This window comes from Streptomyces sp. NBC_00376, from assembly GCF_036077095.1.
Classification (GTDB): domain Bacteria; phylum Actinomycetota; class Actinomycetes; order Streptomycetales; family Streptomycetaceae; genus Streptomyces.
The window spans coordinates 237968-260867 of record NZ_CP107961.1; the positions used below are offsets into that span (position 1 = coordinate 237968).

Annotated in this window: 23 protein-coding genes; 15 read left to right on the top strand and 8 right to left on the bottom strand. The window is 70.8% G+C overall.

The features are described 5' to 3' along the window. The first annotated feature begins 28 nt into the window (after positions 1-28). Positions 29-1408, top strand: coding sequence for an MFS transporter (locus tag OG842_RS40830; protein WP_266737933.1), 1380 nt, complete (start codon positions 29-31; stop codon positions 1406-1408). Between the two features lie 38 nt (positions 1409-1446). Here the strand turns inward: OG842_RS40830 and OG842_RS40835 are convergent, their stop codons facing one another. Further along, positions 1447-2382: an NADP-dependent oxidoreductase gene (locus tag OG842_RS40835; RefSeq protein WP_266737931.1), complete on the bottom strand. Its 936-nt coding sequence runs from the start codon at positions 2380-2382 to the stop codon at positions 1447-1449. A gap of 123 nt (positions 2383-2505) precedes the next feature. Here OG842_RS40835 and OG842_RS40840 point away from each other — a divergent pair, with 123 nt between their 5' ends. Continuing rightward, complete coding sequence (locus tag OG842_RS40840; RefSeq protein ID WP_266737929.1) at positions 2506-2886, top strand: winged helix-turn-helix transcriptional regulator; 381 nt, start codon at positions 2506-2508, stop codon at positions 2884-2886. Positions 2887-2948: 62 nt separating this feature from the next. On the opposite strand, the gene OG842_RS40845 is transcribed toward OG842_RS40840, so the two are convergent. Further along, the gene (locus OG842_RS40845) at positions 2949-3704 is read right to left on the bottom strand and encodes a helix-turn-helix domain-containing protein (protein ID WP_266737928.1); all 756 of its coding nucleotides are present in this window, start codon (positions 3702-3704) and stop codon (positions 2949-2951) included. 226 nt (positions 3705-3930) lie between these two features. On the opposite strand from OG842_RS40845, the gene OG842_RS40850 reads away from it, so the two are divergent. The 4 genes from OG842_RS40850 to OG842_RS40865 all read left to right on the top strand — a co-directional run bounded on the left by OG842_RS40850 (position 3931) and on the right by OG842_RS40865 (position 7904). Continuing rightward, entirely contained in the window at positions 3931-4599 is a 669-nt protein-coding gene (locus OG842_RS40850) for a DUF4097 family beta strand repeat-containing protein (RefSeq protein WP_266737927.1), read from the top strand. Positions 4600-4643: 44 nt separating this feature from the next. Next, the gene (locus OG842_RS40855; RefSeq protein ID WP_266737925.1) at positions 4644-5453 is read left to right on the top strand and encodes an alpha/beta fold hydrolase; all 810 of its coding nucleotides are present in this window, start codon (positions 4644-4646) and stop codon (positions 5451-5453) included. 257 nt (positions 5454-5710) lie between these two features. Beyond that, a complete protein-coding gene (locus tag OG842_RS40860; RefSeq protein WP_266737924.1) occupies positions 5711-7027 on the top strand; it encodes an amidohydrolase family protein in 1317 nt (438 codons plus the stop codon). Positions 7028-7172: 145 nt separating this feature from the next. Then, positions 7173-7904 (top strand): GntR family transcriptional regulator, encoded by a 732-nt coding sequence (locus tag OG842_RS40865; RefSeq protein WP_266737922.1) that lies wholly within the window; start codon positions 7173-7175, stop codon positions 7902-7904. A 95-nt stretch (positions 7905-7999) separates the two neighbouring features. Here OG842_RS40865 and OG842_RS40870 read toward each other — a convergent pair whose 3' ends face one another. Beyond that, a complete protein-coding gene (locus tag OG842_RS40870; protein ID WP_266737920.1) occupies positions 8000-9028 on the bottom strand; it encodes a GlxA family transcriptional regulator in 1029 nt (342 codons plus the stop codon). Positions 9029-9241: 213 nt separating this feature from the next. Here OG842_RS40870 and OG842_RS40875 point away from each other — a divergent pair, with 213 nt between their 5' ends. The 3 genes from OG842_RS40875 (at position 9242) to OG842_RS40885 (ending at position 12142) form a co-directional block, all read left to right on the top strand. Continuing rightward, on the top strand, positions 9242-9832 hold the full coding sequence (locus OG842_RS40875) for a cysteine hydrolase family protein (RefSeq protein ID WP_266737919.1): 591 nt from the start codon (positions 9242-9244) through the stop codon (positions 9830-9832). 79 nt (positions 9833-9911) lie between these two features. Then, positions 9912-10784 carry a DUF3626 domain-containing protein gene (locus OG842_RS40880; protein WP_266737917.1) on the top strand — a complete coding sequence of 291 codons (873 nt, stop codon included), beginning with the start codon at positions 9912-9914 and terminating at the stop codon, positions 10782-10784. A 128-nt stretch (positions 10785-10912) separates the two neighbouring features. Then, positions 10913-12142: a PQQ-binding-like beta-propeller repeat protein gene (locus tag OG842_RS40885; protein WP_266737915.1), complete on the top strand. Its 1230-nt coding sequence runs from the start codon at positions 10913-10915 to the stop codon at positions 12140-12142. A 54-nt stretch (positions 12143-12196) separates the two neighbouring features. Here OG842_RS40885 and OG842_RS40890 read toward each other — a convergent pair whose 3' ends face one another. Beyond that, positions 12197-13183: a GNAT family N-acetyltransferase gene (locus OG842_RS40890; RefSeq protein WP_266737914.1), complete on the bottom strand. Its 987-nt coding sequence runs from the start codon at positions 13181-13183 to the stop codon at positions 12197-12199. A 52-nt stretch (positions 13184-13235) separates the two neighbouring features. On the opposite strand from OG842_RS40890, the gene OG842_RS40895 reads away from it, so the two are divergent. After that, positions 13236-13844, top strand: a complete 609-nt coding sequence (locus OG842_RS40895) for a TetR/AcrR family transcriptional regulator (RefSeq protein ID WP_266737913.1) — start codon at positions 13236-13238, stop codon at positions 13842-13844. Positions 13845-13879: 35 nt separating this feature from the next. Here OG842_RS40895 and OG842_RS40900 read toward each other — a convergent pair whose 3' ends face one another. The 4 genes from OG842_RS40900 to OG842_RS45455 form a co-directional block, all read right to left on the bottom strand. Next, positions 13880-14992, bottom strand: coding sequence for a magnesium transporter CorA family protein (locus tag OG842_RS40900; RefSeq protein WP_266737911.1), 1113 nt, complete (start codon positions 14990-14992; stop codon positions 13880-13882). 565 nt (positions 14993-15557) lie between these two features. Continuing rightward, positions 15558-15800: a hypothetical protein gene (locus tag OG842_RS45445; protein ID WP_353962618.1), complete on the bottom strand. Its 243-nt coding sequence runs from the start codon at positions 15798-15800 to the stop codon at positions 15558-15560. 6 nt (positions 15801-15806) lie between these two features. Further along, positions 15807-16265, bottom strand: coding sequence for a hypothetical protein (locus OG842_RS45450; protein ID WP_353962617.1), 459 nt, complete (start codon positions 16263-16265; stop codon positions 15807-15809). 322 nt (positions 16266-16587) lie between these two features. Next, complete coding sequence (locus OG842_RS45455) at positions 16588-17352, bottom strand: L,D-transpeptidase family protein (protein WP_443064089.1); 765 nt, start codon at positions 17350-17352, stop codon at positions 16588-16590. A 272-nt stretch (positions 17353-17624) separates the two neighbouring features. Here OG842_RS45455 and OG842_RS40910 point away from each other — a divergent pair, with 272 nt between their 5' ends. The 5 genes from OG842_RS40910 to OG842_RS40930 all read left to right on the top strand — a co-directional run bounded on the left by OG842_RS40910 (position 17625) and on the right by OG842_RS40930 (position 22857). After that, positions 17625-19757, top strand: coding sequence for a serine/threonine-protein kinase (locus OG842_RS40910; RefSeq protein ID WP_266737907.1), 2133 nt, complete (start codon positions 17625-17627; stop codon positions 19755-19757). A gap of 24 nt (positions 19758-19781) precedes the next feature. Further along, positions 19782-20531, top strand: coding sequence for a dienelactone hydrolase family protein (locus OG842_RS40915; RefSeq protein WP_266737906.1), 750 nt, complete (start codon positions 19782-19784; stop codon positions 20529-20531). A gap of 86 nt (positions 20532-20617) precedes the next feature. Then, a complete protein-coding gene (locus OG842_RS40920) occupies positions 20618-21028 on the top strand; it encodes a VOC family protein (RefSeq protein WP_266737905.1) in 411 nt (136 codons plus the stop codon). A 79-nt stretch (positions 21029-21107) separates the two neighbouring features. Then, the gene (locus OG842_RS40925) at positions 21108-21764 is read left to right on the top strand and encodes a glyoxalase (RefSeq protein WP_266737903.1); all 657 of its coding nucleotides are present in this window, start codon (positions 21108-21110) and stop codon (positions 21762-21764) included. A 55-nt stretch (positions 21765-21819) separates the two neighbouring features. Next, the gene (locus tag OG842_RS40930) at positions 21820-22857 is read left to right on the top strand and encodes an aminoglycoside phosphotransferase family protein (protein ID WP_266737901.1); all 1038 of its coding nucleotides are present in this window, start codon (positions 21820-21822) and stop codon (positions 22855-22857) included. Positions 22858-22900: the final 43 nt, after the last annotated feature.

Below are 22900 nucleotides of genomic sequence, written 5' to 3' on the forward strand. Positions count from 1 at the left end.
TTCCCTTTCCCTTTCCCTTTCCGTTTCCGTGTCCCATTCCGGGCGCTCCGATCCGCCAGGCCTGTGGCGGGACGCCGATTTCCGCAGGCTCTGGGTGGGCCAGACGGTCTCCCAACTCGGCGAGCACGCAAGCCTGGTGATCCTTCCGCTGATCGCCGTTCTGACCCTCGACGCGGACGCCGGCCGACTGGGCGCCCTCCGCGCGGTGGGGCAGATGCCGATCCTGCTGTTCTCGCTCCTGGTCGGCGCGTGGGTGGACAGATGGCGGACCCGTACGGTCATGGTCCTGGCCGATCTCGGCCGGGCCGTGGCGCTGGGACCGGTCGCCGCGTCCGGTCTCCTGGGCCTGCTGGGGCTGCCGGTCCTGTACGCGGCCGCCTTTGCCGTCGGGACCCTGTCCGTGTTCTTCGACGTGGCCTACCAGGCTTCCCTCGTACGACTGGTGGGGCGCGATCAGTTGGTACGCGGCAACAGCGCGCTGGAGGGCAGCCGTTCAGCGGCCCAGACCGGCGGCCCCGCCCTCGGCGGCATGCTGGTCTCCCTGCTGTCGGCGCCGGTCGCCGTCGCGTCCGGCACGTTGTTCTTCACGCTGTCGTTCCTGTCGATCCGGCGGATCCGGCGCGACGAACCCGTCCCGCAGCGCCTGGAACGTCCCGCTCGGGTCCGGCGGCGGATCAGCGAGGGGCTCCGCTTCGTCGCCGGCGATCCAGTGCTGCGGACGGTGGGGCTCGCCTCCGCCGCCTTCCAGTTCTCCTTCGCCGCGATGATGACCGTCTATCTGCTCTTCCTGACCCGCGAACTCCACCTCTCGGGCACCGCCGTCGGGCCGGCGCTCGCGGCGACGGGACCGGGAGCGCTGCTGGGCTCGCTGCTCGCCGCCCGGCTGCCGGCCCGGTTCGGCCACGGCCCGGTGCTCGTGTCGGCGGCGGTACTCGGCGACGGCGTGATGCTGTGCGTGCCCGCGCTGCACGGGCCCGCCGGGGTGACGGTCCCTTCGCTCATCGCGGTCAACCTCGTGTTCGGGGCCTTTGGCCAGTTGGTGAACGTCACGGTCATGGCCGTGCGGGAGGCCGTCACCCCGGACGGGATGCAGGGCCGCGTGGCAGCGACGATCACCTTCGCCGGCATGGGCCTCACCCCGGTCGGCTCGCTGCTCGGCGGTTTCCTCGCGCAGGAGTGGGCGCCGCGCACGGCTCTCCTGGTGACGACCGCGGGGCTGATGGTGTCCCCCGCCCTGATGGCCCTGTCCCCGCTCGCCCGCCTGGGCCGGACCCTTCCGGCCCCGGGCACGCACCGTTGCGGACCACGTCGCAGCGCCCCGGAACGGGGGAGTGCCCGGGGCGCTGCTGCATGTGGTGCGGCGGTTGGTCTGCTCCTAGCTTTGACCCTCGTACTGTCGTTCTGCTGATGTCCGGCTGATGTAGCACTGATGCCACGACGTCCCCGTCAGGGAACCAGGACCAGCCGGCCGCGGATGCCGCCCTCGGCCAGTCGGCGGTGGGCCTGCGCCGCCTCGTGGAGGGGCAGGGTGTCGGCCACCCGCACGGTGAGCTGCCCCGTCCCGGCCAGTGAGGAGAGCCGGGCGAGGGCATCGGCGTCCGCTGCGATCCACTGCTCGGCCACGGTGATACCGCGCAGCGGTACCGGCGCGGCACCGCCGACGACCGAGACGAAGGCGCCTCGGTTGCGTACGGCGCCCAGCGCCGGGATCCCGACCACGGCGGCGTCCAGGGCGGCGTCCACACCGCCCGGGACCAGCGCGCGAACGGCCTCGGCGAGGTCGGCCGAGCGGGGCACGAACCACCGGGCACCCGCCGCCCGGACGAACGCCTCGTCCCCGGCCGCGGCGCTTGCCACCACCCGCAGCCCGCGCAGGGCGGCCAGCTCCACCGCGTAACCGCCCACCGCACCCGCGGCACCGGTCACCAGCAGGGTCGCGCCCGGCTCCGGGTCGAGCAGGTCAAGGGACTGGAGGGCGGTGAGTCCGTTCAGCGGCAGCGTCGCGGCCTCGACGGCCGAGAGCCCGGCGGGCGCCGTCGCGACCGCGGTGGCGTCCAGCACGACGAATTCCGCGTAGGTGCCGAGCGAGAGGTCGAGCCTGTCCCGTACCCCGATCACCCGGTCGCCCGGGGAGAACGTCATCACCCCCGGACCGACCTCGTCGACCCGGCCCGCGACGTCCCAGCCCAGGCCGATGACCTCCCTGGGCGACATCAGTCCCGCCGAGAGGAGATTCCCGGAGCGGGTGGCCGCGTCTACCGGATTGACCGCGGCTGCTTCGACCCGCACCCGTACCTGCCCGGCTCCGGTGGCCGGCACCGGCACATCCACCAGCTCCAGCGCCTCCGGTCCGCCCACTGCCCGTACCACGATCGCGCGCACGCGCCGCCCCTTTCCTCGGTCCCTCGGTCCCTTGGCTTTCGATCAACGGGCGCGACCCTAGGGGGAGTTACTCTCCATGAGGAAGAAGGCACTTCAAGGTGCCCAGGGAACGCGAGGAGAGTCATGGCAACGCGAGCCGAGGCACGTGCCGAATACGACGCCTACCTCGCCGAGTGCCCCGCGAGGCACCTGCTGGACCGCATCAGCAACAAGTGGGTCAGCCTGATCGTCAACGCCCTCGCCGAGGGGCCGCAGCGCTACACCGAGCTGTCCCGGAGGCTGGTGAGCGTCAGTCAGAAGATGCTCACCCAGAGCCTGCGCAACCTGGAACGGGACGGTCTGCTCACCCGGACCGTCACACCGTCGGTGCCGGTCCGGGTCGACTACGCCCTCACTCCTCTCGGGGAGAGCCTGGTTCCGGTGATGCGGGCGATCAAGGCGTGGGCGGAGGAGAGCATGGACGAGGTCCGGGCCGCCCGGTCCGGCTATGACGGGGAGGCCTGACGCGACGGCCGGACCCGGAGGCCGGACCCGGGGCCTGACGCCACGGTCTGACCCTGGGATGCTCATCCGCGGTCCGCATGGGGCGTGGCCGCGTCGCCCGAAGCAGGTTCGGGGTTCGTGTACAGGATCTCGCGGGCCTGCTCCGCGGCGCGGGCGATGCTCTCGCCGACGAAGTCGACGAAGCGGGCGATGTTCTCCAGGCGCACGGCTGCCGGGGTGTCGGGGCCGAGGACGCCGACCCCTTGCCGGGCGGTCCGGGCGAGCTGGGCGTTGGCCCGCGCGGCGGCGATCATCGACCGGTACCAGACCTCGTCGTCGACGAGGTAGCGCTCGCGGCGGCGTTCGTCCCGTTCGCGGCTGATGAGGCCCTGGCTTTCGAGGTACGCCATCGCTTTGGAGATGGACGCCGGGCTGACCTGGAGGCGCTGGACGAGCTCGGACGCGGTGAGGCTGCCCGCGTCGCTGGTGAGCAGGCAGGTCAGCACCCGGGCCATCATCTGGGGCAGGCCCTGCTGCATCAGGAGGGTGGTGAACACCTCCTCGTACTCGCGCACGGCCTCGGTGTCGCGTCCGTTGGCCTGCTCGGGCGGCTGCGGCCCGCGAGGGGTGGCCTGCCTTCGCCGGTGGGCGCGGCGTTCGGTGGCGCGGTGGGCCAGGTCGGCGCGGTAGGCGGTGGGGCCGCCGTTACGCATCACCTCGCGCGTGATCGTCGAGGTGGGGCGGTCCAGGCGTCTGGCGATCTCCGCGTAGGCGAGCCCGTCGGCCACCCCCAGCGCGATCTGCTGGCGTTCCTGCTGGGTGAGTCTGCCTCCCGGCACCGCGATCTCCCTTCACGCTTCCTCGATGCCCCCAGCATAGCGTTCACTCTCCATTCAATGCAACGAACGGGGTGGCTGACGTTGCATTAAAAGCGGAATCGTTGCAACGATAATTGGCCCTTCACCTGCACTGATGCTTATCGAGTGCAACAAGCTTGTTGCCCGATCCTTGAACGCAACGTAGCGTTTGCGATGTCAGAAACGACGAACGCAAAAGGAGAGCACGATGCAGAACTTCGACACCGCCACCCCGATCTCCGCCGTCCTGGACATCCCCGCCGGGCGCGTGCAGTTCATCGCCGCCGACCGGACCGACACCACCGTCGAGGTCCTGCCGGCGAGCGCCTCGAAGAGCCGCGACGTGAAGGCGGCGGAGCAGGCCGAGGTCGCCTACGCCGACGGCGTTCTGCGGATCGGCGCCCCGGCGGCGAAGAACCAGTACTTCGGCCCCTCCGGATCCATCGAGGTCACCGTCCAACTGCCGGCCGGATCCCGGGTCGAGGTGAAGTCGTCCTGCGCCGAGTTCCGGGGCGTCGGACGGTTCGGCGACGTCGCCTTCGAGGGCGCGCAGGGTGCGATCAAGGTCGACGAGGCCGCGGGCGTCCGTGTCACCACCTCCGGTGGCGACGTGTCGATCGGCCGTCTGGGCGGCCCGGCGGAGATCAGCACCGGACGCGGTGACATCCGGATCGCCGAGGCAGTGTGCGGCGCGGTCGTGCTGCGCACGCAGATGGGCGACGTGTCGGTCGGAGCCGCCGCCGGGGTCTCCGCCTCCCTGGACGCGGGCACCGGCTACGGCCGGATCCACAACGCGCTCAAGAACACCGACGGCGACGCCGGCCTGAACATCCACGCGACCACCGACCACGGCAACATCGACGCCCGCAGCCTCTGAAAGCACCGTCCCCGATCCACTTCCAGCCCGGAGAAAGAGGAACCATGACCACCATCGAGCAGTCCGCCTGGACCGGCATGGTGCCGGTGGACGACACAGCCCTGGCCGTCACAGACACCGGCGGTCCCGGAATCCCCGTGCTCTACCTCAACGGTCAGTTCGCCACTCAGGGTTACTGGCGGCGGACCATCGCCGAACTGGGCACGGGATGGCGGCACATCACCTACGACGAGCGGGCGCGCGGCAGGAAATCGAAGCGTTCGGCGGACTACTCCTTCGCCGCCGCCGTGAGGGACGTCGATGCAGTTCTCGCGGCCAGGGGAGTGGACCGGGCGCTGGTGGTGGGCTGGTCCTACGGAGCGTTCGTCGCGGCGCACTGGGCCGGCCGGAACCCGGACCGCGCCCAGGGCGCGGTCCTGGTCGACGGCGCCTTCCCGCACGACTGGCTCGACGAGGCCATGGAGCAGCGGATCCGGAAGCTGTTCCGGCGGATGGGCTGGTTCACACCGCTGCTGCGCCCGACGGGCCTGACTCCGCGGATGACCGCCGAGCAGCAGGCGAACAGCAACATCGAGCTCGGCAGGCTCTCCCGCGAGCGCGAGCTGGGCCCCGTGCTGGACGGCATCACCGTTCCGGTGCGGTACGTGGTCGCTTCGGGAACGTCGCTGGGAAGCCGCGGTGACGAGCAGGAGCGGATTCGGGCCAGCCTCGACGGGGTGACCGCCCGCAACCCGAACATCAGGATCAGTGCGAAGGTCGCCAGCAATCATGGCGCGATCCTGAGGAAGGACTTTCTGGCCATCGCCGATGCCGTACGCGAAACCAAGTCGATCGGCCGCCCCACGGCGCCCTGACCGTGACCGGCCAACGAGCACCTGGACCGGCCGATGACGCCCTGACCGGTCCAGGTGCGGGTGGCAGTCGATGTGCTCCCGGCTCGATGCGCACTTGATGGACGAAATATTCGTATACCAATACCTGTACAGCGAGAGATTCATTGGGGGAATTCCGGACGAATGATGCAATGGACTCGCGAGAGCCTTGCCCGGCCCGCCGCGTTGGTATACAAACTGGTTTCCGTTTGCATCCCGCGTCAAGCCGAAGGAGTCCCATGACGCCCCCTCCCTCCACGCCGTCCCGACGCGGTGTCCTCGCGGGCGCCGCATCCCTGGCGGGTGCCGGTATCGCCATGTCCGCCGGTATTTCGCCCGCGGTGGCCGACCCCCGCGGCGATTCGCGCCGTGAGCCCCGCAACGCGGTGGTCTTCCGCGACGTGCGGCCCATGGGTGCCGCGAAGCCGGTGGACCTCACGGTTGTCGACGGCCGCATCACGCGCGACCCGGCGCCCCGGGGCGCCAAGGTGATCGACGGCGGCGGGCGCATCGCCCTGCCGTCCCTGGTCGACGCGCACATCCACCCCGACAAGACGACGTGGGGCGGTGAATGGGTGTCGCGCAAGCCGGCCGACACCATCGCCGAACTCGCCCAGCAGGACGCGGAGTTGTTCCGCAGCCAGCGCCGACCGGTGTCCGAGCGCGCGTACGCGCTCATGTCGCACGCCGTGACCCGCGGTACGCGCGCCATGCGGGCGCACGCCGACATCGCCCCGGCCTACGGCCTGGCCTCCGTGGAAGGCGTGGGGCAGGCGCGCGAACGGCTCAAGCACGCGCTCGACGTACAGATCGTGGCCTTCCCGCAGCACGGCGTCATCCGCACCCCCGGCACCGCGGAACTGCTCAGGGATGCCGCCCGCAGCGGACTCGTCGACATGGTCGGCGGACTCGACCCGATCAGCTTCGACCACGCCATGGACGAGCAGCTGGACCTGCTCTTCGGTCTCGCGGACCGGTACGGCGTCGGCATCGACATCCACCTCCACGACCGGGGTGTGAACGGCACGACGGTGCTGCGCGCCATCATCGACCGCACCCGGGCCCTGTCCCTCAACGGGAAGGTGACCGTCAGTCATGTCTTCTGCCTGCCCGGCCTCTCCGACGCCGAACTGGCGAAGACCGCCGCGGACCTGAGCGATCTGGACATCGCCCTGACCACCGTGGCGCCCAGCGCGTCGCTGGTCCTGCCGATCGAGAAGCTGCGCGAGCACGGCGTACGGGTCGGGCTCGGCTCGGACGGGGTGCGTGACTCCTGGAGCCCCTTCGGCAACGCGGACATGTTCCACCGGACGCACCTGCTCGGCTGGGTCACGGACGTCCGCCTCGACAAGGAACTGTCCGCCTGTTACGAAGCCGGCGCGCACGGCGGTGCCGACGTCATGCGGCTGCCCCGCGCCGACCTCTCCCCGGGCTCGCCGGCCGACTTCGTCCTGCTCCACTCCGAGTGCCTGCCGCAGGTCGTGGTGGACATGCCCGCGCGCGACATGGTGGTGCACGGCGGACGCGTGGTCGCCCGCGACGGCCGACTGGCCTGACAGGTGCCGGTTCTCGGCTCCCGAGCCCGGACCGGGTGACCCGGGTGGCGTCCCGTCGCCCCAGCGTACGCATAAGGTGACGGGACGCCCCGGATCAGGACCGGGCGCCGGGACAGGCCGGGAAGGCACAAGGAGGACGGCACACGTGACGGCAGGCACCGGCCGGAAGGGCGACGGAGAACAGCCGTCCGCCCCGGCGACGCGCACCCCGCTGAGCGAGGTCGCGCGCCAGGCCGTCAGGGACCGCATCATCGACGGCAGCTACGCCCAGGGCACCCGGGTGGTGGAGCGCGAGATCGCCCAGGACCTCCAGATGTCGCGGGTGCCGGTGCGCGAGGCACTGCGGGCCCTGGTGGAGGAAGGGCTGCTCGACCTGTTGCCGCACAGCGGCGTACGGGTGCGCCGGCTGGAGCGCGCCGACGTCGAGTACCTGTACGACGTGTGGGAGCCGCTGGCCATCCAGGCGTCCCGCCTCGCCGCCCGCCGCGTGGCCCTGTCCGCACCGGGTGGGCACGGCGCCCTGGCGGAGCTGCGGGCCGTACTGGAACGGGCGGAGGCGGCCGCCTCGGCCGGGGACCGGACCCGGGAGAACGGTGCCGGGACCGCCTTCCACGAAGGGATCGTGGCCCTCGCCGACAACCCGCTGCTGGCCCAGCTCATGCAGAGGCTGAACGGTCAGCTGCGACTGCTCTTCGGCCTGAACACGGAACCCGCCCCCATGCGTGCCCAACACGGTGAGATGTACGAACGCATCGCCGCGGGAGACGCGGACGCGGCGGCGGCGATCACCCTTCTCCACGTACGCAAGAGCCGGGAGCTCGCACTGCGCGCGGTGACGGAGACGGGCCCGGACGTGGGCCGCTCGACCGAGGTGTGAGGGCCGAGGTGTGAGAGCCGGGGCGGAGGAGGTGCCGCATACGGCTACCCGCCCCACCATGCACGTCAGCCTGTACGGGCCGTACGGGACGGCTCTCAGCTCCTGCGTCGTCGGCCGCCCCGTGGTGACAGGCCGTCGGAGCCGGCCCGGAACCGGAGCCGGTACTCCGTCGGTGTGGTGTCCAGCGTCCGGCGGAACGCCCGGATGAGAGTGTCGGTCGTGCCGAACCCGCAGGTGGACGCGATGCGTTCGAGGGTGGCATCGGTGGATTCGAGCTGGTTGCGCGCCCTTTCGACGCGGACCGACTCGACGTACGCGCTCGGCGTCATGCCGAGCTCGGCCTTGAAGATCCGGGTGAGCTGCCGCTCGCCGACGTGGGCGAACGCGGCGAGGTCCGCGACGGTGAGCGGTGCGCCGATATTGCCCATGATGTGGTGGCGGAGGTCCTCGATGCGGCGTGTCGTGGAGACGGGTTCGAGGGGAACGCTGAACTGGCTCTGTCCGCTCGGCCGCTTCAGATACATCACGAGCTGCCGGGCCACGCGCAGCGCGACGGTCTCGCCGAAGTCGTCGGCGACGAGGGCGAGCGAAAGGTCGAGACAGGCGCTGATGCCCGCGCCGGTCCACACGTCGCCTTCGCGGATGAAGATCGGGTCCGCGTCGACCTCGACCTCGGGGTGGTCGGCGGCGAGTTGTTGCGCGGTCGACCAGTGGGTGGTGGCGCGCTTGCCGTCGAGCAGCCCGGCGGCGGCGAGGATGTGTGCTCCGACGCAGACGGAGGTGACCCTACGTGTCCTGGCGGCGAGTTTCTTCACCCACCCGACCACGGCGGGGTCGGTGAGGGCGTGCACCCGGCGCCGGCCGTCGACCTCGACCGACCCGGGCACCAGGAGGGTGTCGATGCTCCTCGTGGACACCTCGTGGAACGTGGCGTCGGGGAGGATGCGCACGCCGGCGGAGGTGGTGACGGGGGCCATGGTCTCGGCGGCGAGGACGACGGTGTAACCCGCCTCGTCGTCCGTCTCGCGCCGCAGGAGGGCGAACACCTCCGGCGGTCCGGTGACGTCGAGCAGGTCGACACCTTCGAAGAGGACGATGACGACGAGCCGTTCGACGGCGCTCATGGGGTCTCCGCGTTCATGGGGTCCGTGTCCGGCCGGCCCTCGGCCCGGCCGGAATCTGCGATCTGCGATGTCGGTATCTGCATGTTAGATGGCATTGCCGACATGCTCCGGCCGACCGTAGCGTTCTGGAGTCGGCTCACCGCGTCGGTGGGCGACAGATCCTGGCCCGATGCGCGGCACGCGATGCGGCACAAGACCCGAGGTGGTAATTCCATGGCTACGACGACTCTGCGCGAACTCAACGGCTTCGACGAGACGCCCGCGTCGCTCGCCGATTCGACCCTGATCCTGGTCGACTACCAGAACACCTACGTCGGTGGCGTGATGGAGCTGGAGGGCTGGCAGGCCGCGCTCGACTCGGCCGCCGAACTGCTGGGCCGGGCCCGCGAGGCGGGCACGAAGGTCATCCACGTCATCAACGACGGCGGCGAGGGCACCCCGTACGACATCCGTGCGGAGATCGGCCGGATCCACCCGAGCGTGGCGCCCATCGAGGGCGAGCCCGTCGTCGTGAAGAAGGCCCCGAACGCCTTCGTCGACACCGACCTGGCCGAGCACGTGGACGCCGCCGGCAACAAGGACGTCATCGTCGCGGGCTTCATGACGCACATGTGCGTGACGTTCACGACCGAGGGCGCGTTCCTGCGGGGAAACCGGCCCACCGTGGTAGCCGACGCCTGCGCGACGCGCCCGCTGCGTTCGGTGGGCACCGAGCTGACCGCCGACCAGATCCATCGCAGCGCGCTCGCCACGGTCTCCGACCTCTACGGGGTCGTCGTCGAGACCGGGAAGTCCCTGGTCTGAGTGCTGTGCCGGCCGCGACGGACCGCGGCCGGTGGAAATCCGGATGTGCCGGTCGAGCGGCCCGGGGCACACTGCACGGATGATCTCCGACGCGTCCCGGACACCGCAGGCAATGGCCATCCGCCACGTCGCGGGGCTTGCGTCGGGTCCTGCGCTGGACCCGGCGCTGCGGGTGACCCTCAACTTCCACCCGGACCGCCTGCTGCACGGCAAGCCGATCCTCGAAGCCCTGGCCCAAGACGGTGCCTACCGCTCCCAGTTCGTCACGGGGACCAGCAACGGCGGACTGACCGCGCATCCCGGCGGGGACCGGTGGCGCTGGGAGAGCCGGATCTTCGGCGGGGCGTACGACGCGGCGTCCGCTCATGAGCGACCCGTCTACGGGGCGTTGAACTTCCGCCGCAAGCCGGTCGGAGGTGCACCGCGGTTCGGCTCCGCCCACTTCCGGCTGACCGCACGGACCCTGGCGCGCACCACGTTCTGCTACCCGGACAGCTTCCTCGAACCCTCGGACTTCGGTGTCGCGGCCCGCATGAGGCTCGTGGCCCTTGCCCTGGCCGACAGCCAGGACGAGCTCGACGACTACGTCGAGGCCCAGGTGCACGGACCGGTCCTGCTGGACCGTCATGTGGAGGCGCTGGTTCTGGACCCGTGCTACCGGGGCACGGCTGTCGAGGCCGCGGCACGACGTCTCGGCTGCCCCGTCGAGTGGCACCCGGGTTTCCGCCTCGGGGTCGAGACGCTTCGCCTGCACCCCGGCTACCGGGGTCAGGAGTACGTCGAGCTGGGCACGCGGATCGCCGTCGGCGGCGTACTCGATCCCCGCATAGTCGGGGACGCGGCACGCGACGGACGCCACGACCCCCAGGCGGTCAAGAAGGTGTGGCACTGCCTGGCCCGCTTCGGGTCCCCCGGTGCGGGTGGTGCCGGCGGGGCGACGGTTGCCCTGTGACGAGACCTTCACGGCTGTGTCCCGGCTGTGTGCCATCCGTCGGTCGGCCGAAAATCGATGGCTAGCCTGGCGGCGCTCAAGGGGTCCCTGGGGGACGTCGGAACAGCCGGACGGAAGTGGGAACAGACATGGGCGGTCGTGACGGGCGCGTGGTGTCACGCAGGCGAATACTCGGGCTGGCCGGGACCGGGCTGGGGCTGGCCGTGTTCGGGGCCGGTGTCGTGGGGTGCGGTCCCGAGGAGGAAGCGGATGTCCGGGGCGGGGGTTCGAAGCCGGGCGGGGGCAGGAGCGGTGACACTTTCACCACCCCGCCGCCGGGCACCGCGCCCGAGCCGCTGTGGCGGGCGGCTGCCGCGAACACCAGCCTGTCCGGCAACGAGGCGCTCGCGGTGATCGGGAACGTGGCCCTGGTGTCGGGCGACCCGCTGGTGGGACGGGACATGGCCACCGGCAAGGAGAAGTGGTCGCGCCGCGGCGTCACCACACCCGGTGCCAAGCTCGTCCTCGGCGGCGGCACGCTCTACCTCGCCAGCGCCGAGTACGACGGCGACGTGGTGGGACTGGATCCGGCGACCGGCAAGGAGACCTGGCGCAGCCGCCTGGGCAAGCAGTACGAGCAGCCGCGCCCGATCGCGGCCGACGACCGCCATGTGTACGTGATCGCCGGCATCCTGGAGAAGGACTTCACGACGCCGAACAACGTGATCGCCGCGATCGACACCACGTCCGGCAGGATCGCCTGGCGCGAGCAGCGCGACGAGGGGACCGAGGAGTTCGGCATCACCGCCGCGGCCGTCGACGGGCGCCTGGTCTACACGGACTACCGGGAGAACGTGACCGTCCGCGACACGGCGACCGGCCGGCAGGTATGGACGAAGAAGATCAGCCGGTCCAACAACCGCCACTTCGCCATGCACAAGGATCTGGTGATCGTGGCGGACGGCCGGCGGCTGCGGGCCTTCGAACTGGCCGGGGGAAAGGAACGCTGGTCGCTGCGGACGGAGGAGTTCAGCTCGTTCAACGACCCGCACGTCCTGGACGGGGTGCTCTACGCGGCCGACAGCGCGCGCGGCCTGTGGGCGGTGGACCCCGGTACGGGCAAGCAGATCTGGCACAACGAGGACCTGCGGGAGTCGGCGACGCAGGCGTGGCAGTTCGCCAAGGTGAAAGGCACCCTGTACGGCGCGACCGAGTTCGACAAGGACGGCGGCGTGCACGCCTTCGACGTGGCGACCGGGAAGCTGCGCTGGACCTACAACGACAAGACCGGCGACATCCAGCAGTGGTACGTGGTGGCGGGGGGCGACCGGCTGGCAGTGATGCACGGGAAGCGGATCTACGCGCTCCCCGCCGTGTGATCCGGACCCCCCGGGCCGGAGCGCCCAGGGGCCGGGCCCATGGCTCCGAAGCACCTACATGTCTTCCCAGGCCATCGAGCTCATCCGCCAGCCGGTGGGCGTCCGTACGAACTGGACCGTCTTGCGGCCGGAGCCCTCGAACCGCTCGCCGTCGCGGATTCCGGACTTCCGGTATTCGCTGGACCGGTGCGCGACGGACCCGAGGACTTCGGTCCGCTCGGCGACCTCCCATTCGGAGAACTCGGTCAGCGTCCCGTCGGTGAGCATTTTCTCCCGGGGGCCGATGAAGGAGTCGAGGTCGTAGACCACCGGCTCGGCCCCGGCGCCACCGGTGTTCGCGATGATCGTCGCTTGCGGGATGAACACCTCACGGACGGCGTCGAGGTTCGGCCGGCTGCCGCCGGTGTTGGTGAACGCGCCGAGGAAGGCGTGCATCAGCCGGTCGAGTTCGGCCTTGACGTCGGACGCGGCTTCGGCTTCGGGTTCAGCCTTGGCTTCCTCCGAGGGCCACTCCTCGGAGAGGACCGACCAGACCTCGATGTCGCGCCGCTCGCCCCGGTACTCGGTGTGCTTGCGCAGCACCCCGTCACGGGTCATCCCGAGCCGGCGCGCGACCTCGACGCTCCGGGTGTTGCCCGCCGCGACCCACCATTCGACCCGGCTCATCCCGCGCTCCGCGAAAGCCCAGTCGATCAACGCCTCGCACGCCCGGGTCACCAGCCCCCGGCCCTCCCCGGCGGCCTCCAGCCAGCAGCCGACCTCGCACACTCCGGAGGCGCTGTCGAAGCGCGTGAACATGACGCCGCCGACGAGCGTGCCGTCCAGCCAGATCCCGTAGATCCGGGCGGCGTCCTGGGCCTGCTTGTCGGCGTAGCGCTGGAGGACGGCGGTGGCGGAGGCGCGGTCCGTGCTGAAGGTCGCCCAGGGTATCCAGGGGTCCACATGGGGCCGTGCACGGTCGATGTGGGCGAGGAACTCCGGCGCGTGCCAGGGTTCCAGAGGGCGGAGTCGAGCGGTGTCGCCGAGCGGCAGTGTGAACACGGATACCTCGTCCCTGGGTACGTAACAAGCGTTCGGTACGTAAGGTAGCAGCATGCCGCCCGCACCCGGAGACCGTGAAGCCCGCCGCGACGATGTGTCCCGGGCGGTGTGGGACGTACTCGCCGACAAGGGGTTCGGCGGGCTGACGCTGCGTGCCGTCGCAGCAGCGATGGGCGTCTCGACCGGGATGCTCATGCACTACTTCCCGACCAAGCGGGCCTTGATCGCGCATGCCCTGGACCTGCTGGAGAAGCGCACCGCGGAACGTCCGCGCCGCGAGCGTCCGGCCGAGGGCCTGGCCACCGTGCGGGCCATGCTGCTGGACATCCTGCCGCTGACCGAGGGCGACACCGCCCGCAACCGCATCTGGGTCAGCTCCTGGGATCTGGCCCTCGCCGACGACGGGCTGGCCACGGACCAGGCCGGCCGCTACACCCGGCTGCGCTCGACGCTCAGTCCGCACTTCGAGGCCGCGCGGGGTCTGGGCGAAGTCCCCGAAGCCGCCGACCCGGAGCAACTCGCCGCCACGGCGGTCGCGTTCACCCACGGGCTCGTCGTCCAGGCCCTCTTCGACCCCGGCCGTTTCCCCGAGGACGTACAGATCGCCATGCTCGACGGCTTCCTCGCCTCGGTCGCACCGCTCGGGCCCGCACGGCGATGAGCCCATGCCCGGTGGTTCCGGGCGCGCGCATCGAGCTATAGGTCGTCGACGCCCTCGCCGTCGCGCAGCTTCCGCCAGATGCGGGTGCGGTGCAGCGCGTAGAGGGCGATGAGCAGGAACACCGCCTGCAGTCCCACGGCGAGCAGCCAGAAGACGTCCCTGCTCTCCAGCTCGTCGGTCAAGTAGCTGAAGTTCATGCCGAAGAACCCGGTCAGGAAGGTCAGCGGCAGAAAGATCGTCGACACGATCGCCAGCCGGTTGATCACGCTGTTCTGTTCGCCCGACACCAGTGAGGAGTAACTGGCGAAGGCGCGGCGGGCGGAGTCCTGCAGCGACTCGATGTCCGTGAGCACCAGCCTCGCCGTGTGCTGGTAGTCGCGGGCGAGCTTCTGGCGCTCCTCGGGGAACCCGGGGTTCATCATCCGGCGTGTGAAGATCTCGTCCGTCACCTGGAGGTAGGGCAGCAGCGCGTGGTGCAGGAGCGCCCCGCGCCGACGTAGCTGCGCCAGACGGTAGACGTGCTGGGGGACCCGGTGCTGGAACATCTCGTCCTCCAGGTCCTCCACCTCCAGCAGGGCCTGCACGGCGGACCTGCGGAAGGTGTCCAGGGCTTCCTCCAGCAGCAGGAACAGCATGGCCACGCTGTCGGGCGGCCTTTCGCGCGGCAACCTGGCGATGAGGCTCCTGATCGGTTCGGTCGGACCCCGGTGCACCGTGATCAGGTACCGCTCGGTCACGAAGGCGTGGACATGCGTGATTCGGGCCGCCTGGACCATCGGCACGACGAACGCGGCGCTGTCCCCGAGGAACTCGACCCGCGCGGATTCGCCCGCCCTGCCGAGCCACGCCACGTCCTCGGTCTCCAGCCCGAGCAGGTGGGCGACCGGCTGTTCGCCGGGCGGTACCTCCTCGGGCAGCTCGATGTCCACGAGCAGGAAACGGGATGTCGCCAGTCGCTCACGTGCCTCCGACACATGGGCGTGGGTGACGGTGCCTTCCGGCATCGACACCATCGATACGATCATCGTCCCTCGCCGAATCCGTATTCCGCCCGCCTTCGGACCCATCTTCGGGGCGGGAAGCACGCCGGGCCGGACGTACGCGCCGACCACGAGGATGACGCGGACCACGGGAATGACGCGGACCACGGACCGACTCCCGCCCGCGCAACCACCGCTTCCCACCCGGCGGACGGGCGTCCGGGCTGTTCGAGGGAACGGCCTGTGTCGTGCGGGGAGGTGCGGGCGTCCCGGCTCCTACGGTCGCCGGTATGACGTACGTATCGCAGGAGGAGTCCCGGCCGAGCCGGCGCACCGCGCTCACCGGACTCACCGGGCTCGTCGGTTGGGGCGGGGCCGCGCTGGCCGCCGGTTGCACTCCCGCGAACAGAGCCCCCTCCGCGCAAGGGCCCTCGCCCGCGCCCACGGCGTCGGCCACCCGTTCGCCGGCCGGCACCACACCCGGGGCGATGACGCTCTTCCAGGACCCGGCGTTCAATTTCAACGGCCTGTGGGCCCTCGGCGGGGCGGGGTTCGGCGGCAGCGAGGTGGGCGAGGTGCTCACCGCCGTGAACACGATCAACAAGGCCGGCCTCTCCGCGCAGACGTACGTCGAGACCTTCAAGAAGCTCGGCGACCGGCTGATGGGGGCACCCCGGGGCAGCCGGCCCGACCGGCGGACCAGGCGCTTCCGTGCACTGCGCGCCGCGCAGTACTACGCCCAGGCGCTGTTCTTCGTACTCGGCTCCGACGCGCCCGCCGGCGAGGAGCAGCTGTACAAGTCGGGGCGCGGCGCCTGGGACACGTTCTGCGAGCTGTCCGACCCGGCGCCGGTGACGTCGGACGTTCCGTACGGGCAGACCCCGCTGCCGGTGTGGTTCTTCCGCCCCGACGACTCCGGCAAGCAGCGCCCCACCATGATCCTCACCAACGGCAGCGACGGGCAGAACGTCGACATGTGGGCCTACGGTGTCGCGGCCGCGCTGGAACGTGACTGGAACGCCCTCGTGTACGACGGGCCGGGCCAGGGGCAGTTGCTCTTCGTGAACCGTGTGGTCTTCACGCCGCGCTGGGAGACGGTGGTCACCCCGCTCGTCGACTGGCTGGTCGCCCGTTCCGACGTGGACGCCGACCGGATCGTCCTGACCGGGCTGAGCATGGCGGGCAACCTGGCTCCCCGTGCCGCGGCCTTCGAGAAGCGGATCGCCGCTCTGGTGGCGATGCCCGGATGCCTGGAACCCTGGCTGGGCTTCCCGCCGGAGATCCGGAAGATCCTCGCCCCGAGCAAGGCGGAGACCAACGACATCTGGAACAAGGAGGTCGTCCCCGGACTGTCCGCAGCCGATGCGGCGACGATGAAGAAACGCTTCGAACCCTTCTCCGTACCGGCGATGCTCGCCGCCCGCGAGGGCAAGGTCTTCACCGACTTCTACACCCCCGCCAAACGCATCGAGTCACTGACGCTCACGAGCGTCGTGGACCGCATCACGATGCCGACCCTGGTCCTCGACTACGAGTACGAGCAGTTCTATCCCGGACAGCCGCGCCGGATGTTCGACAGGCTGACGTCCCCCAAGGACTACGTGAGACTCACCGCGGCCACCGGAGCGCAGCTGCACTGTTCCCCGATGGCTCCGCAGCAGCACTGCGATGTCGTCTTCACTGGTTGCAGGAGAAGCTGCCGGGGCGCTGACAGCGGTGGGCGCGCCCAGGGCCGAGGCCCGGAGCACGCCCACTCCCCGGTGTCAGACGACGACGAGATGCTTGGGGGCCGCGTCCCGGTCGAGGTTGCGGAACAGCTTCTTGATGTCCTCCGGGGCGAGCTTGATGCAGCCCGCGGACTTGTAGTCGCCCACGCCGTCCCAGCGCCTGCTCTCGGTGCTGCCCTGCCCTCCGGTACGGGTCATCTCGCTGTGGATGAAGAGTTCCGTGCGCGTGGTCCGGCCGTTCTTGCACGTCTTGTTGCTCAGGGGGATGGCATAGCCCTTGATGAGGTTGCCGTTGTAGCGGGTCTGACGGGCGCCGACGGTGTAGGTGCCCGCGGGCAGCCATCCCTTGGCCGAGGCGCACTCGTCGCGCCCCTTGGCGTGGTTGCGGCCGAGTCCGGAGCCGGCGCGGGACACGGCCTGCGTCTTGTTGTCGCGTACCACCAGCAGCCGGGAGTTCTGCGGGTCGGCGGAGTTCCGTACGAACTTCAAGGTGGTGACGGCGGCGGCAGCAGCCGGCCGGCCGCCGGCCGCGGGGCGGCCTGACCGCTCGGGGCGGTGACGGCGGCAACGGTCATCAGGTCCATGGCACTCAGACCGATGGCGGCGGCACGGACACGCAGGGGAGAGGCAGAGGCTGAGGTAGAGGTTGAGGTTGCGGACATGGGTGACTGCTCCTTCGACGGGTGGTGGAGCGGCAGGCCCCGGGCGTCCGGGGCGCCGTGGACCAACCATGAGCCCTCGGGGAGGCGGTACGGAACGCCCGGCGGCGATGCGCCGATGGGCGGTCGTACATGCCCTCATGCGCACCCCATGCACCGCTCCGACCTGCGCTTATGCATGCCGGATGAATATCGGACGCGGTGCGGTCGAGCCGTGGGCAGGCAGTGGGCACGGGGCGGGTCCGGAGCGGGAGCAGGACCGCGCACCCGGTGCCGGGCATCTCGGGTTCGAGTCGATTCCGCTCTGCTGTCGGTGGGCGCGGCGCAGGCGTGGGATCTTCGATACGGTCCCGCGAGGGCGAGGCCGGCCCGACGCGGGTGGCGTGGCGGGTGTCCGAGCGGGGTGGGGTGGCTGTGAGGGTTCTGGGTGGCCGTTACGAGTTGGTCGCGTTCATCGGCCGGGGAGGAATGGGGGAGGTCTGGGAGGGGCACGACCGTGTGATCGAGCGCCGCGTCGCGGTCAAGCTGCTGCCGCACGACCGGCGGGACACCTCCGGCGCGGAGCTGTTCTTCCGCGAGGCGCGGACCGCGGGCGGTCTGAGCCACGCGGGCGTGGTGACGATCTTCGACCTGGGGCAGGACCCCGACGACGGCACCCTTTATCTGGTGATGGAGTTCCTCGCCGGACGGGACCTGGACACAGTGCTCCGCGAGGACGGTCTGCCCGAGGTGGCCGCCGCCGTGGACTGGGTGGCCCAGACCGCCGAGGCGTTACAGGCCGCGCATACCGCCGGGGTGGTGCACCGGGACCTGAAACCGGCGAACCTCATGCTCACCCGGGGCGGCCGGGTGAAGGTCCTCGACTTCGGGATCGCCCGATACATAGCGTCCACGCACAAGTCGAGCAAGGTCATCGGCACGCTGGCCTACATGCCCCCCGAGCGTTTCGGGGACCACCCGGCGGACGCCCGCTCGGATTTGTACTCGCTGGGCTGTGTGCTCCATGAGCTGCTCACCGGTAAGGCTCCTTTCCAGGCCACCGACCCGGTCGCGCTGATGGCCGCACACCTGAACAGCGTCCCCGAACCACCGGGCCGGACGCGGCCCGGTGTTCCCGCCGCACTCGACGACCTCGTCATGGCCCTGCTGGCCAAGAACCCCGACGACCGTCCCGCGGCTGCGGCCGAGGTCCACGAACGCCTTCGCGAACGCTCCGCCGAGACCTTGGCCCCGCCTCCGACCCCGGCCCCCGTGGCCGCGCCCCGTCCGCCCGACACGGACGCGAACTCCGGCACCACGGCCCTGGCCACGGTCACCGCCACAGCACCCGATGCCGTCCCACCCCCCGAGCCGGGTCCGGGCCCGTCCACAGGCACACCGGCGCCGACGAGGGCCCTCAGCCGCCGCATGGCGCTGCGGCTCGGCATCGGCGCCGCCGCCGGTGCCGGAATCGCCGCCGCCTTCACCCTGTTCGACCAGAACGCCTCCGACCACGAATCCCCCGGCGCCACCTCCGGCGACGCCGCCTCGCTCCGGTGGCGGTATACCACCGGCGACGCGGTCACGTCGTCCCCGACGGTGGCCGGCGGAGTCGTGTACATCGGTAGCGACGACAAGAACGTGTACGCCCTGGACGCGGCCACCGGGAAGAAGAAATGGGCCTACGCCACCGGCCGCAAGGTCGAAGCAGCGCCGACGGTGGCCGGCGGAGTCCTGTACGCCGGCAGCCTCGACAGCAGCGTGTACGCCCTGGACGCGGCCACCGGCAAGAAGAAGTGGGCCTACGCCGCCGGTCACGCGGTCCGCTCGGCGCCGACGGTGGCCGACAGGGTCGTGTACGTCGGCAGCGACAGCGGCGTCCTCGCCCTGGACACGGCGACCGGGGACCAGAAGTGGCGCTTCGACACCCTCGGCGGCAGTCTCTTCTCGTCCCCGGCGGTGGCAGGCGGGGACGTGTACGTCGGCAACATCCACTCCGTGTACGCCCTGGACGCGGCCACCGGGGCCAGGAAATGGATCTTCGGCACCGGATCCGAGGGCACCTATTCGTCGCCGATGGTGGTGGACGGGGTCGTGTACGTCAGCAGCGTCCACTCCGTGTACGCCCTGGACGCCGCCACCGGCCGACAGAAATGGGTCCACGGCATCGAGTCCAATCAATTCAGCGGCTGCTCGGCACCGGCGGTCGTCGATGGAGCCGTGTTCGTCGGCAACTACGACAGCGCGGGAGACAGCTGGCAGGGCAGGGTATTCGCCCTGGACGCGGCCACCGGCAGGAAGAAATGGGAGTTCGACGCCGGCGACGCGGTCACGTCGTCCCCGACGGTGGCCGGCGGGGTCGTGTACATCGGTAGCGACGACAAGAACGTGTACGCCCTGGACGCGGCCACCGGGAAGAGGAAATGGGCGTACGCCACCGGCGACTTGGTCAAGTCGTCCCCGACGGTGGCCGCTGGAGTCGTGTACGTGGGCAGCGACGACAAGAACGTGTACGCCCTCGGAGCCACCACCGCCAAAGACGGCCGGGCGCAGCCGCGTTCGGACTGATCACCGCTGCTACGGTTCGTACCCATGCCCACCATGACACTGCAGATTCCCACCGAAGACGGCCAGGCCGACGCGTTCGCCGCCTACCCCGACGGTGGCGGGCAGCACCCCGGAGTGCTGCTGTACATGGACATCTTCGGAGTGCGTCCGGTGCTTGAGGAGATGGCCCGCGAACTGGCCGGCCACGGGTACTACGTGCTCGTCCCCAACGTCTTCTACCGGAACGGCACGGCACCGGTGGTCGAACTTCCCGAGCACATCGGAGCAGAGGCCCGGCCCACGGTGTTCAGCCGACTGAAGCCCCTGATGGAGCAGCACACCCCCGAACGCGTCCTGCGTGACGCCGACGCCTACCTCGGCTTCCTCGCCGACCGGCCCGAGGTCGGCGCCGGACCGGTCGCCACGATCGGCTACTGCATGGGGGCCGCCCTGGCGATGCGCACCGCGGCGGCCCACCCCGACCGGGTGGCCGCCGCCGCCGGATTCCACCCCAGCGCGCTGGTCACCGACGCGCCGGACAGCCCGCACCGCCTCGTCCCCGGGCTCAAGGCCCAGGTCCACCTCGGACTCGCCGAGGGCGACATGACGCCCGAGGCCATCAGTGAGTTCGAACAGGCCCTGGACGCCGCAGGCGTCGCCCACACCTGCGAGATCTACCCCGGCACCGTCCACGGCTTCACCATGGCCGACACCGCCGCCTTCGACCCCGCCGCACTGCAACGCCACTGGGACCGCCTCCTCCCCCTCCTCGACCGCACCCTGACCAAGGGCTGAGGCTCAGGCCCGGGGACGAGCGGCGCGGCCGGGCCGGGCGGGAATTGCGAGGTGCGGTTCGCGGAGCCGCGCCTAGCATGATCGTTATGGACATCTCCATTCACACGAGCTTCCTTCCGCACGACGACCCGGAAGAGTCCCTGGTCTTCTACCGCGACGTCCTCGGCTTCGAGGTACGCGGCGACGTGGGGCAGGGCAAGATGCGCTGGATCACGGTCGGTCCCGCCGATCAGCCCAGCACCTCCATCCTGCTGGCACCGCCCGCCGCCGACCCCGGGGTCACCGAGGACGAGCGCCGCACCATCGCCGAGATGATGGCCAAGGGCACGTACGGCTGGATCCTGCTGGCCACCCGCGACCTCGACGGCACCTTCGAGCAGGTGCGGGCCGCCGACGCCGAGGTCGTCCAGGAACCGACCGAGCAGCCGTACGGCATCCGCGACTGCGCCTTCCGCGACCCCGCGGGCAACCTGGTGCGCATCCAGGAAGTGCGTTGAGCCGTCCGGCGGCGGCCCGGACCGAACCGATCAGGAATCGAGAAGCACCGGTCGCCGGGCCGTAACTAGCGTGACGGACATGGCAACCATTGAAACCGTGACCCTTGAAGTGGCCGACCCCGCGGCCGCCGACCGCTTCCACGTCACCGCCTTCGGCCTGGACACCAGAATCCGCCTGCGCGCCTCGGAGGCCCCCACCACCGGCTTCCGAGGATTCACGCTCGCGCTCACGGTGTCCCAGCCGGCCGACGTGAACGGCTTCATCGACGCCGCACTCGACGCGGGTGCCACGTCGCTGAAGCCTGCCGCGAAGTCCTTCTGGGGCTACGGCGGCGTCGTGCAGGCCCCGGACGGGACGATCTGGAAGATCGCGACCTCGGCGAAGAAGGACACCGGCCCCGCCACCCGGAAGATCGACGAGATCGTGCTCCTGCTGGGAGTCGCGGACGTGATCGCGAGCAAGCGGTTCTACGTCGGCCGGGGCCTCGCCGTGGCGAAGAGCTTCAGCCGTGTGTACGTCGAGTTCGCGGCCGGGGAGAGCCCCGTCACCGGCGAGAGTCCCGTGAAGCTGGCGCTGTACCGGCGCCGCGCCCTGGCCAAGGACCTCGGCGTCTCTCCCGAGGGCACCGGAACGCACGGGCTCCTGATCGGCGGCGACGCCGGCTCGTTCACCGACCCGGACGGCTTCGCATGGGAGGCCGCCTCGCTGGCCGGTTCGGCCGATCACCGGGCGTGACTTCGACTGCCGGGGGCCTGCCCGCCGCGCCCCCCGCGTGGAAGGATGAGCCCCCATGTGGTCGCGACTCCCGTTCGGGGACGGATTACGGGCAGAGCTGGGCGCTCCCGGGCGCTCCCGGCGTCTGGAAAGCAGCCCGCGCTCACGTGTGTGGCGCGTGAAGCTGGCCGGGGGACCGGCGGTGGTGAAACAGATCGTCGGCGGTTCCGACGCCGAGGAACGGTACGCCCGCGAGCTGACCGCGTTGCGGCTCGCCGCCCGGTCCGACGCACCCGTGGTGCCCGCTCTGCTGGGCACCGATCCGGGCGAGCGGGTGATGGTCCTGGAGCAGCTGGACCACCGGCGCCCGTCCGGCGACTGGATCGTCGACTACGCCTCGGCACTGGCCCGGCTGCATGCCGTCGCCCGCCCCGAGGACGCCGGATCACTTCCCCGCTGGCAGGGTCCGGACCGGGCCGACGTCGAGTCCTTCCTCGGGCTGGCCGAGGCGCTCGGGGTCCCCGTCGCGGCTGTCGCGCCCGGTGTGTCCGGCGAGCTCGACGAGCTCGTGCACCGGCTCGACCGGGCCCCGGGGCACGCCCTTCTGCACGGGGATCCGTGCCCCGGCAACGACCTGCACACCGCCGACGGGGTCAGGTTCATCGACCTCGAACAGGCCTCGTTGGGCAGCGGACTGATGGAGCTCGCCTACCTGCGCATCGGCTTCCCGACGTGCTGGTGTGTCACCGCGGCCCCCGCCCCGCTGCTGGACCGGGCCGAGGCCGCCTACCGCACGGCATGGCACACCGCGACCGGCACCGAACTCCACGACGACCTCGCCGACGCGTGCGCGGGCTGGCTGCTGCGGGGCGACGCACTGGTTCAGAGGGCCCACCGGGGAACCACCGACCACCTGGCCCGGATCCCGGACCGGAACTGGAAGTGGGGCAACGCGACCGCCCGGCAGCGCCTCGTCCACCGGCTCGGAGTCGTCGGCCGGCTGACCGCCGACCGCGCCGACCTGTCGGGCCTGAGCAGGCTCAGCACGGACATGCGCCGCTGCATGCTCGCCCGCTGGCCCAGGCTCCGGCCGGTCCCGTCGAAGCGCCGGTAGACGACTTCTGCCCAGGTGGCCGTGTACACAGCCGCCCTCGGCA

Coding starts and splice junctions, on each gene's coding strand:
- OG842_RS40850 (WP_266737927.1), top strand. CDS start 3,931: ATGCAGAACTTCGACACCGCCACCCCGATCTCCGCCGTCCTGGACATC.
- OG842_RS40870 (WP_266737920.1), bottom strand. CDS start 9,028: ATGAGCGCCGTCGAACGGCTCGTCGTCATCGTCCTCTTCGAAGGTGTC.
- OG842_RS40895 (WP_266737913.1), top strand. CDS start 13,236: ATGCCGCCCGCACCCGGAGACCGTGAAGCCCGCCGCGACGATGTGTCC.
- OG842_RS45445 (WP_353962618.1), bottom strand. CDS start 15,800: ATGTCGACGTTCTGCCCGTCGCTGCCGTTGGTGAGGATCATGGTGGGG.
- OG842_RS40840 (WP_266737929.1), top strand. CDS start 2,506: ATGGCAACGCGAGCCGAGGCACGTGCCGAATACGACGCCTACCTCGCC.
- OG842_RS40855 (WP_266737925.1), top strand. CDS start 4,644: ATGACCACCATCGAGCAGTCCGCCTGGACCGGCATGGTGCCGGTGGAC.
- OG842_RS40885 (WP_266737915.1), top strand. CDS start 10,913: ATGGGCGGTCGTGACGGGCGCGTGGTGTCACGCAGGCGAATACTCGGG.
- OG842_RS40875 (WP_266737919.1), top strand. CDS start 9,242: ATGGCTACGACGACTCTGCGCGAACTCAACGGCTTCGACGAGACGCCC.
- OG842_RS40860 (WP_266737924.1), top strand. CDS start 5,711: ATGACGCCCCCTCCCTCCACGCCGTCCCGACGCGGTGTCCTCGCGGGC.
- OG842_RS40920 (WP_266737905.1), top strand. CDS start 20,618: ATGGACATCTCCATTCACACGAGCTTCCTTCCGCACGACGACCCGGAA.
- OG842_RS40915 (WP_266737906.1), top strand. CDS start 19,782: ATGCCCACCATGACACTGCAGATTCCCACCGAAGACGGCCAGGCCGAC.
- OG842_RS40925 (WP_266737903.1), top strand. CDS start 21,108: ATGGCAACCATTGAAACCGTGACCCTTGAAGTGGCCGACCCCGCGGCC.
- OG842_RS45455 (WP_443064089.1), bottom strand. CDS start 17,352: ATGAGGGCATGTACGACCGCCCATCGGCGCATCGCCGCCGGGCGTTCC.
- OG842_RS40930 (WP_266737901.1), top strand. CDS start 21,820: ATGTGGTCGCGACTCCCGTTCGGGGACGGATTACGGGCAGAGCTGGGC.
- OG842_RS40880 (WP_266737917.1), top strand. CDS start 9,912: ATGATCTCCGACGCGTCCCGGACACCGCAGGCAATGGCCATCCGCCAC.